This is a genomic window from Paraeggerthella sp. LCP19S3_G8 (genome assembly GCF_052119225.1).
Classification (GTDB): Bacteria; Actinomycetota; Coriobacteriia; order Coriobacteriales; family Eggerthellaceae; genus Paraeggerthella; species Paraeggerthella hominis.
The window spans coordinates 1-8,657 of the sequence record NZ_JBQKFQ010000020.1; the positions used below are offsets into that span (position 1 = coordinate 1).

The following is an 8,657-nucleotide window of genomic DNA, read 5'->3' on the forward strand; positions in this document are numbered from 1 at the left end:
CCGCAGTCCCCACTTTAGGGCAAAATATTTCGATGGGGGGTATATTATTCCCCACTTTTTAAGTTTGACTTAAAATCGATATCAATATTCATGTTGTAGCTACCGTCATTTTCAAAAGTATTATCTACATTGATTCTATCTATTAATGCTGTCCCCTTTATGATGTCAGCTTTAAAAGATTCTAGGTGTGCTATAATATTTTCAATTAAACCAGTAGCTTCCCTAACTTCTTTACTAATTATCGGAAGCTCTTCACATTCGTTTACAGTGGATTCACTAGATGCTTTATCTCCTTCAACAAACTGTCTAGTGAAGTGTTCATACACAATATCTTCTTCTCTATACTTAGGCAATGCTGCTTTGAGACCTAATCCATCAGCTGCCCATTTATCTACTAATAGTTTTTTACCACCAATAGCATCCGCATCAGAAGTTATTACTCTTGCAGTAGGATACAACATCTCAATCAAAAACAATAAGGATTTCATACTAGGAGCAACAACAATCGTGTATCTTCCATCTTCCACATAATCTTTCAAATATTTCTTTACCACCATTCATCATCCCACTTTCTTTTTCTTTTCGATTCTCTATAGTTAAATCTTCCGTGTCGTTTATTGTGACATTCTTTGCATAACGTTCTAAGGTTATCTATATCTAATGCATGCTGCGGATAATGTTCTAACTCTTTAATGTGATCCACTTCAAGAATAGAATCATATTGAGTTGTTAACTTACCTTCTTGTTTGCACCACTGGCATTCGTAATGATCACGCTCTAAACACTGCTGTCTTAATCTTCTCCACTCTGATGAGCCATAGAACTTTGCTCGTGCTTGTTTGGATGATACATCAATCATTGTTGGCGATATTAGAAAGGTAAGTGTTAACCAACGCACGTTGTGCTTGCAGCACACCTTCAATACCTAGCGACTTAACATCAAGTTTCAATCGTTCTTTTAAGAACTGCGCATTGTGATCTGCTTCAAGTGTTTCTTTCTGAACGTAATAAAGTAATGCTGATGTCTCATCCATCTTCAGCCCATATACCGAAATGATTTCAATAAACAGTTCTGCAAGCGCATCTATATCTTTCTCTTCACGAACCTTCTTCATGATTTCTAAGAACTGTGCTTGCTGCTTTCTAATCTGTTCTTTTTTACTCATAGATGTAACAACCTCCTTATAAAATTATGTAAAAAGGACTGCATAGAAATGCAGCCCTCGTGAAAGGTAGTAGCGCCAATTTGTTTGTCCGAACATTCATTGACGATCTATATTATTTAAGTAGCTTATGCCACTTACTGGAACAATAGGACTCGAACCTATACTAACGGTTTTGGAGACCGCTGCTCTACCGATTAAGCTATGCTCCATTAACTCTCGCAAACCTGTAGAAAAAAGAGAGAGGAATTCCCTCCATTCCTTTATTTTTGAGAACGTATGATTTGTGAGTGATCATTGCAAACTACATAGCGCTATCTTGACAAGTGCTTTCGGCGTACGTCTACGTGTAAGCTTTATGCCAAGTTTATTGCAATATTTGCTACCTAGACTAAACGAGACAGAAAGAACTGGACTTTCCACATCCTTATTCTTTATTTTTATAGGTAGCCTCCAAAGATAAGCGAAACGGAGCTAAGATAGGTAATGCATGCCTTACCTCGTCTCCTTATCTTTCGACATTACCATAATAACATCTAAATATTGATAAAAACCGCCAACTTTCCGCCAAAAAACCGCCAAAAATTTTATTTATATGCAATTATTTTTCCATTTCGATACGCTTCGGCAAATTCAATTAAAGCCTCTGATTTCATTCGTTGAATACTTCTTTCAGAATAGCCAACTTCCCTAGCTATCTTGTAATTAGAGTAACGGTCCTGCACACAAAAACTATAATGTAAAATTTGTCTGCTAGTTAGGCTTAATGCCATAAGCGCAGATAAAATTGCATCTCTTTCTGCTTCTGCATCTGCTAATTGTACCAGTGCATCTTCTGCTTTGTTCCCGTGACTTTGGCTTTTAGGCATATCTGTAATAATTGGTGATTTTAAATCTATCAAAGAGCGACCAGCTATTCGCTCTAAACGTCTAAAATTCTTCAACACATTTCTGGCATTCGCTTTTGTTTGTCGAAAATCTACTTCTTTTAGCAATTGAATCAAGTGAAATCGCTCCTTTTGTGGTATAATAACTATGTCGAAAATATTACTCACAGTCGGAGCAATCCGGCTTTTTTTATTTACTTTTATTGAAATTTCTTATTTCATCATGATATAATATAGACAACTCAATTCATCTTGAGTGATGTCATCTGGAAAACTCGACTAGAAAAAACTAGTTGAGTTTTTCTATTTATGATAAAATATTTTTATTGTGACCAATGTTTGGGGCAAAGTAACCTCACATATCACAAGCTACCACTTTTCTGGTAAAATATTCTTCTTAGTCAACCAGTGGTCGGTTGGCTTTTTTATACTTGATTTTTTATAATGGGTTTGGTATAAAAATACTATAAAAAATAAACTTAATATTATTTCTTACAGAACTACCTAGCGGAAACTAGGTAGTTTTTTATACTATCGATTGTAAAAACTAAAATACATTGGTTTCAAAACTATTTAAACCCACTTATTAAACGACTAAACCAGTGTCCAATTATTTCTGGATGTGAAATAAAATATCCGATTCCCACAATTGAAACAATCCAGCATATGCCTATAATCACACAAATAATTGTTAGAGGTGAAAATTTCTTATCTTTCATCTATTCTTACTCCACCTTCACAGCAAACGGCCAATAGCGCTCGTCAATTGATTTGATTTCTTGTTCAGTTAATTTATAATATTCACAAAGTTGATTATCTACACTCAGTTCACCGTCTTGATCTAAAAAGTATTTCGATTCATATTCTCCCATCTCTGGCAATAAAACATAATACAATTGCTCTTTCTCGACTTCGTAGCCGTTGACTAAACTTAATACAGTTTCATAGTCAACAGACATAAGCCAGTCTTTAACAGGACATTCTCTCATGAGCGAGTTGATACCTAAATACTTCTGATGTACTAAGAACGCTATTTTATCGTAATTGTTGCCGTCTTCTATAAAATCCGCCATGAACTTCGGTACCACGACTTTTTTCGGTTCGTCTAGTTGTTTTGCTACAGCTAAACAGTCACGAACTGCTTGATCATATCCTTCGTTGTAATTTTCGTTGAATGAATCACGTTCTAAACTTTCTAACGTTTCAATAAATTCTTGTTTATTCATCGCTGCCCCTCCCAAAAAAGTCAACATTTCCTAGGATTTCTAATTCTCCATCTGGGTAAACATCTAACCAATCATGAGCACCAATAAAATTATTAAAGGCATTCAAACCTTTTGTTTTATGATGGTGATTTACTCCAAAACCGACTAATAAAATTTCACCTCGTAACGTTCGAACAACGTCATGATATTTAATTACTTTACCGTTCTTGTCTTTTACCTCTTCAACACAATTTTTGTAATTTTCATAACTCATTCCGCTTTCTCCTCAATACATTTAAGCAAGCCCTCTGACTTCTTTAATATTTCTCTTTCCCTTTTATATACATTTTCTTCAAAGAAAGCTTTTGCTTCTTCGTTATTGCTTATGTCAATTTCAACATATTCATCCTTGAAAGCTTCTTTAAAGCTCATTCTGCTCCCTCCAATTCCCACGGAAAAGGCGTTCTAATGGACCAAACAGGCACAGACCTATGACCACAATCTCGCCATTCTAACCACCAGCAACTACGGTTCTCATTGTCTTCGTCTACTCCGAAACGATATCTAACAAATGCATCTTCAACAATGTAAGGTGTGTTTTCCTCAAGCATTAGTTCTGACCGCCATTCCTCTATTGCTTGTTCCCTGGTATATTTTTGTTTATTGAAGCCCATCCAATTATTGAAATCTCCATTAAACACTTCAAAGTCAAACTTGCTTCTTCCTTTAATCGCCATTTATTTGACCTCCAATAAATCTGGGTTCTCGTGGATTCTAGCTCTGATTGTCGTCCAATCTACTTGGTAAAGATTAGCAATATAATTTTTAGAAAACCCGAATTTCAATAAATCTTTCAACTCATTTGCTGGAATATTTCTTCTTTTCTTGAATTTCATTCCTTTTCTTTCTTTATTGGCTGCTGATATTTTTGCCTTTGTTGATTGAGAAAGAACTTTTCCTTTATTATGCTTGCTGTTATGTCCGCTGTTTATCATCACGCTGAGATTCGATTTTCTTGCATCTAGTTTATTTTCATTTAAGTGATGTACACTAGCATGAAAGGGTAATCTTATTTTCAGCCAATACTGCATTAACAACCTATGGACATGAATTTTTTCGTCTCCAATAGAAACTGCTGGATATTTCCCGTGTAAATAAATGGTCTTATTTCCTAAAGTTGGTGATTTTTGATACCACAGAATTGCATTCGATAACTCTTCTTCATCGACTAGGCAGCTACACTTGTTTTTGAATTTAATTTCTTTTTGTATCTTCACTGTCATTTAAAAGATCACCATCCTCATAAACATTTCCAATAACAGTTACATAAGGCTTTATTCTTGCTAACAAAAGATTTCCAGCACACCAAGTTAAATCATATTCATTCCAAGACACTTTATAATCACCATCTATTTCAATCCCAACGCTGCTTTCTGTTTTCTGAAATGGATGGTTTCTTACTGAAACAATATCACCCTCAAAAATTTCAACGCCGTTCTTGTCTCTCAATCCAGTTGATTGCATGAGGACTAAATTTCGTACATGATATGATTTCAATTCGGAAGGTGTCTTCCAATATTCGATACTGTTGACCTTACCACCTTTAGTAAAATGTAAGACAGCTACATCTCTCATTGTGTTTTCTCGCTTATCCCACGCTCTAAACTTTGGAATCATCTTCTTCACTCGCTTTCTAAAATAATGACAGCTGTTCTTCAGTTCATATAAATAGCCCCATTGGGATATTTGACAACATTTTTTCCTGAGAAGCTTCATACATCTCTTTCTTTATTTCAAAACCATAAGCATTTCTATTAAGTTCTGCAGCCGCTCTAAGCGTAGAACCACTGCCAGCACATGGATCAATTACAACATCTCCATAATCTGTAAAAATTTCAATTAATCGTTTAATAACAGGTATTGGTTTCTGGGTCGGATGTATTTTTGGATAGCTGTTATCCGTTTCCCATTCAAACCAATTTAGAACCATACGGCCGTCGTTATTGAATTTCGGAAGTTTTTCTCTATAAAGAACGAGCGCATATTCTGTAGCTCCCACAACTTTCATATTCGCTTTTAATACTTGAGGACTGGACTTCTTAATAAAAACTAGTGGAATGTGATTGTTAAAGCCGTACTTTTTACCATAGTCAATCACCATTTGAAGCTGTTGAAAGGCGCAAAATACTATCATAGCTGGCGCTTTTCCAACTTCTTTAGGTTCTTTCTTTAACATTTTTGAGCAAAAATGCATAAATTCTGATATTCTAAAATTCTCATCGGTGTCAAAAAAGCTTTTATTCGCTTTATTCGATTCTCCATTTTCAATTTTTCCGCCTTCATACCATGCAGAACTTGATGCGTATGCATTTTTACCTAAGTTATAAGGAATGTCTGCAATAACTAATTGCGCTTTCGGTATGCCATACCGTTTATAATTTTGAAAATGATCGTTAAATAATTGTATTTTCGTTTCTCTCTGCATAATTTCAAAGGAGTAAAGAATTCTTTGTGGTCGACCAAACCTCCACTCCTTTCTCACAAATTCACTGGCTCTTTTTTATAACCAGCATCAATCAAAATTCCCTCAATCACATAAAGGTCCGTTTTCTGCTTTAAACTAGCCTTAAATTTCTTGGAAATATTTCTAGCTGTTTCTAAAGAAACGATTTCATATGTTTTAGCCAATGCATCCGCTATTAGTGCGGATGTTGGCGTGTAATAAATCTCCAGCAAAATGAACACTCACTTTCATTTCATAAATCTAATTTAAAATTTAAATGTTCAGCTTTATATTCCCAGAATTTGTTTCTAGGCATTCCTAACGCTTCTATGATTGCATTCACTGAATAACCAACCCACTGCAAATACAAATATTCTTGAATGGTGAACTTGTCTTTATCAATTGAGCTGATTGGTTTAGATTTATCCATTGTTTGCTCACCAATATCCTTACCAAGCAATTTAATTTGACGATAGACCATGCTTTTTGGATGTTTATACCAGTCCGGATTCTCATTCATTAGCTTGAGCATTTCTTTCCGCTTTTGCTTTTTTTCAGCTTGAATACGTGCTATATCTTCAAAAATTACACTGTTCATACTTTAACCTCCTAGAACGGCAAATCATCATCGCTAATGTCGATTGAATTACCTGCGCCTGCGAACGGATCTACATCTCCACCAAACGACATTTGTTGGCTGTTATTTTGCTGATTTAAGCCTTTATTTTGATTTGTAGCATAATTCCCCTCGAAATTGTTTTGAACGCTTGTACCGTCATTCTGTGACGTCTGAATGCTATTTCTATTCTCATTGGCGCTTTTTGGCTCTAATAATTGGAAACTCTCGCAAATAACTTCAGTCACATAGACACGTTGGCCTTGTTGGTTGTCATAATTACGAGTTTGAATTCTGCCAACAACTCCTAATAATGTTCCTTTGCGAGCATAATTAGCCATTGTTTCAGCAGGCTTACGCCAAATTACACAGTTGATAAAATCCGCTTCTCGTTCGCCGTTTTGGTTTGTAAAGTTACGGTTCACAGCAAGAGTAAAGCTTCCAACTGCAGAACCACTTGCGGTGTAGCGTAAATCAAGATCTTTTGTCAATCTTCCGACTAATACCACATTATTTATCATTCAAATCACTCTCCTTAACGAACACACCATTGACATTTTTTCCCTTACGATCTTTAATCTCGTTATACGCTTGGTTCAGACATTCGTATAAATCCATATCATTTTGCATAGCAAGAATAACTAGTGTCACAACAACATCACCGATACCATCCCTTAAATCATTTTTATTATTTCTTGCTAATGCTGCTGCGACTTCTCCGACTTCTTCAACCACTTTTAGCATTTGTTTCTCAGGCTCTGCGATATCTAGATTTTTTTCTCTTGCCCATTTCTCAATTAATTTAACTAATTCATTCATCATTTACCCTCCAAGTATTCTTTTATTTGTCTATCAAGCTCAGCTTGTTCCTCTGACGAAAGTTTCTCTTCTTCTTGCTTCTGATTGTTAGCCCATTCAGGTAACTTTTCTTGTCTCATTGGCACCTTAGAATAGGCTGGCAGTTTATTTGTTTGAGATAAATCATATTCATCGTTATAACGATCATCACGGATCCAACGAAACAATTCTTGTGGATGGTACCAATCGTTTAATTTAATATACGCAAGATAGTCTTTATATCCTTTTTTAAACGACTCTAAATCTTCTTCCGTCTTGAACTTCTTTAAAAATTGTTCTCTAGCTTTTTTCTTGTTGGTTTTCTTTGGATAAGTTTTCCAAACTTTTTCGAATAATTCGGACATGGTTGAGCTTGGCTCAACACTATTCTTTTTATTCAATGTATTATTCTTTGTATTATTAATTAATGTATTATTCTCTGTGAAGTTTTCTTCACCAGGGGTAGTGAAATTTTCTTCACCACCCTCGTGATGATTTTTTCCATAGGTGATGAAATTTTCTTCACTAGGGGTGTAGAATTCTGTATCAGTTGGAAAAGGCAATATATAAATATGTCTACGATCTACAATTTTGCTATCTGGTTTGTAAAAGACTTGTATCTTTATATATTTTCGTTTTTCTAATTGCTTCATCCATGATATGATCGTCCGTTTGCTAACGTTGTATAGTCTGGCAAAGTATTGATTTGTTGCCCAGCAGTAGCCTCTTTCATTTGCTAATGCTGTCAGCTCTCCATATAATAGCTTTGCATTCCCATTTAATTGGTTATCGTAGCGGACAATGGCTGGAATGATAGCATAAAAGCCTCTATGTTCATTCATTGGTTATCCTCCTATATTTAATTTCTTGCGTTCCTCAATATTTAGTTTGACTGGTTTTATTTGATACTTATTCAAGAAGTTCTTAGTACCTATTTGGTGCTCCTCTTGATGGTGCTGACGACATCCTGCATAAAATGTGAATGTCTCATGATTAATCTTTTTGCGATTACGCCCCATACCAACAACTTCAATATGGCAAACGTCAGCATGCTTACCGCAAATACAGCACTTGCGATATTTCAGGCAGTAATAAAACCATTTGTTATTTTCAAGCAAGTATTGGTATCTTTTTTCCAGTGGTATATCGTTTTTCAAAATGAACTCAATCAAGAAACCGATCCACTCCGTCGCTTCATTCTTGGTAGCTCGACTATGTTCAAAATAAACACCACTCTTAGCCTCGTAGTAGTATTTCAAGACACTTTCAATCCATTTAGGTTCGTCATAGCTCCAACGTGCCACATCGGCTATTAGAACGTGAGAAAGTGCATTCTGTTTTTGAGACATCTGTCGATTATCTAAGAATTCAACTTTCGCTAAATTATCATCGTTATTAGCCAGAAGTTCGAGAAAATTTGAATTTATTTCATCCTCAAATTCGATG

General features: G+C 35.4%; 17 protein-coding genes and 1 tRNA gene. All 18 read right to left on the minus strand.

Features of this window, described 5'->3' with window-relative positions; genetic code table 11:
• Positions 1-44 precede the first annotated feature (44 nt).
• Entirely contained in the window at positions 45-557 is a 513-nt protein-coding gene (locus tag ACTQZK_RS13015) for a hypothetical protein (RefSeq protein ID WP_142429213.1), read from the minus strand.
• Positions 548-859, minus strand: coding sequence for an HNH endonuclease (locus ACTQZK_RS13020; RefSeq protein ID WP_142429214.1), 312 nt, complete (start codon positions 857-859; stop codon positions 548-550). Before ACTQZK_RS13020 ends, ACTQZK_RS13015 begins: the two co-directional genes overlap by 10 nt.
• Positions 852-1,166, minus strand: a complete 315-nt coding sequence (locus ACTQZK_RS13025; RefSeq protein WP_441562960.1) for a hypothetical protein — start codon at positions 1,164-1,166, stop codon at positions 852-854. Before ACTQZK_RS13025 ends, ACTQZK_RS13020 begins: the two co-directional genes overlap by 8 nt.
• A gap of 137 nt (positions 1,167-1,303) precedes the next feature.
• Positions 1,304-1,375, minus strand: a tRNA-Trp gene (locus ACTQZK_RS13030).
• A gap of 375 nt (positions 1,376-1,750) precedes the next feature.
• On the minus strand, positions 1,751-2,167 hold the full coding sequence (locus ACTQZK_RS13035; protein ID WP_192189386.1) for an ArpU family phage packaging/lysis transcriptional regulator: 417 nt from the start codon (positions 2,165-2,167) through the stop codon (positions 1,751-1,753).
• A 608-nt stretch (positions 2,168-2,775) separates the two neighbouring features.
• On the minus strand, positions 2,776-3,276 hold the full coding sequence (locus ACTQZK_RS13040) for a DUF1642 domain-containing protein (protein WP_441570847.1): 501 nt from the start codon (positions 3,274-3,276) through the stop codon (positions 2,776-2,778).
• On the minus strand, positions 3,269-3,529 hold the full coding sequence (locus tag ACTQZK_RS13045; RefSeq protein WP_002365172.1) for a hypothetical protein: 261 nt from the start codon (positions 3,527-3,529) through the stop codon (positions 3,269-3,271). Before ACTQZK_RS13045 ends, ACTQZK_RS13040 begins: the two co-directional genes overlap by 8 nt.
• Positions 3,526-3,687, minus strand: a complete 162-nt coding sequence (locus tag ACTQZK_RS13050) for a hypothetical protein (RefSeq protein ID WP_010774952.1) — start codon at positions 3,685-3,687, stop codon at positions 3,526-3,528. The genes ACTQZK_RS13045 and ACTQZK_RS13050 overlap by 4 nt, the downstream gene beginning before the upstream one ends.
• Positions 3,684-3,992 (minus strand): hypothetical protein, encoded by a 309-nt coding sequence (locus ACTQZK_RS13055; protein ID WP_002380822.1) that lies wholly within the window; start codon positions 3,990-3,992, stop codon positions 3,684-3,686. Before ACTQZK_RS13055 ends, ACTQZK_RS13050 begins: the two co-directional genes overlap by 4 nt.
• Positions 3,993-4,538 carry a hypothetical protein gene (locus ACTQZK_RS13060; protein ID WP_441899738.1) on the minus strand — a complete coding sequence of 182 codons (546 nt, stop codon included), beginning with the start codon at positions 4,536-4,538 and terminating at the stop codon, positions 3,993-3,995.
• The gene (locus tag ACTQZK_RS13065; RefSeq protein WP_441029654.1) at positions 4,510-4,932 is read right to left on the minus strand and encodes a YopX family protein; all 423 of its coding nucleotides are present in this window, start codon (positions 4,930-4,932) and stop codon (positions 4,510-4,512) included. The genes ACTQZK_RS13060 and ACTQZK_RS13065 overlap by 29 nt, the downstream gene beginning before the upstream one ends.
• A 43-nt stretch (positions 4,933-4,975) precedes the next feature.
• Complete coding sequence (locus ACTQZK_RS13070; RefSeq protein ID WP_441549954.1) at positions 4,976-5,797, minus strand: DNA-methyltransferase; 822 nt, start codon at positions 5,795-5,797, stop codon at positions 4,976-4,978.
• Positions 5,794-6,000 carry a hypothetical protein gene (locus tag ACTQZK_RS13075; protein ID WP_441549955.1) on the minus strand — a complete coding sequence of 69 codons (207 nt, stop codon included), beginning with the start codon at positions 5,998-6,000 and terminating at the stop codon, positions 5,794-5,796. The genes ACTQZK_RS13070 and ACTQZK_RS13075 overlap by 4 nt, the downstream gene beginning before the upstream one ends.
• A gap of 11 nt (positions 6,001-6,011) precedes the next feature.
• Positions 6,012-6,356, minus strand: coding sequence for a hypothetical protein (locus ACTQZK_RS13080; RefSeq protein ID WP_441549956.1), 345 nt, complete (start codon positions 6,354-6,356; stop codon positions 6,012-6,014).
• An 11-nt stretch (positions 6,357-6,367) separates the two neighbouring features.
• Positions 6,368-6,895, minus strand: coding sequence for a single-stranded DNA-binding protein (ssb, locus tag ACTQZK_RS13085; protein ID WP_375856349.1), 528 nt, complete (start codon positions 6,893-6,895; stop codon positions 6,368-6,370).
• Positions 6,885-7,196: a MazG-like family protein gene (locus ACTQZK_RS13090; protein ID WP_002398571.1), complete on the minus strand. Its 312-nt coding sequence runs from the start codon at positions 7,194-7,196 to the stop codon at positions 6,885-6,887. Before ACTQZK_RS13090 ends, ssb begins: the two co-directional genes overlap by 11 nt.
• A complete protein-coding gene (locus ACTQZK_RS13095) occupies positions 7,193-8,053 on the minus strand; it encodes a helix-turn-helix domain-containing protein (RefSeq protein ID WP_441562950.1) in 861 nt (286 codons plus the stop codon). Before ACTQZK_RS13095 ends, ACTQZK_RS13090 begins: the two co-directional genes overlap by 4 nt.
• A 3-nt stretch (positions 8,054-8,056) precedes the next feature.
• Positions 8,057-8,657 (minus strand): putative HNHc nuclease (locus ACTQZK_RS13100; protein WP_441899739.1); only part of this gene is annotated, 601 nt, incomplete at its 5' end.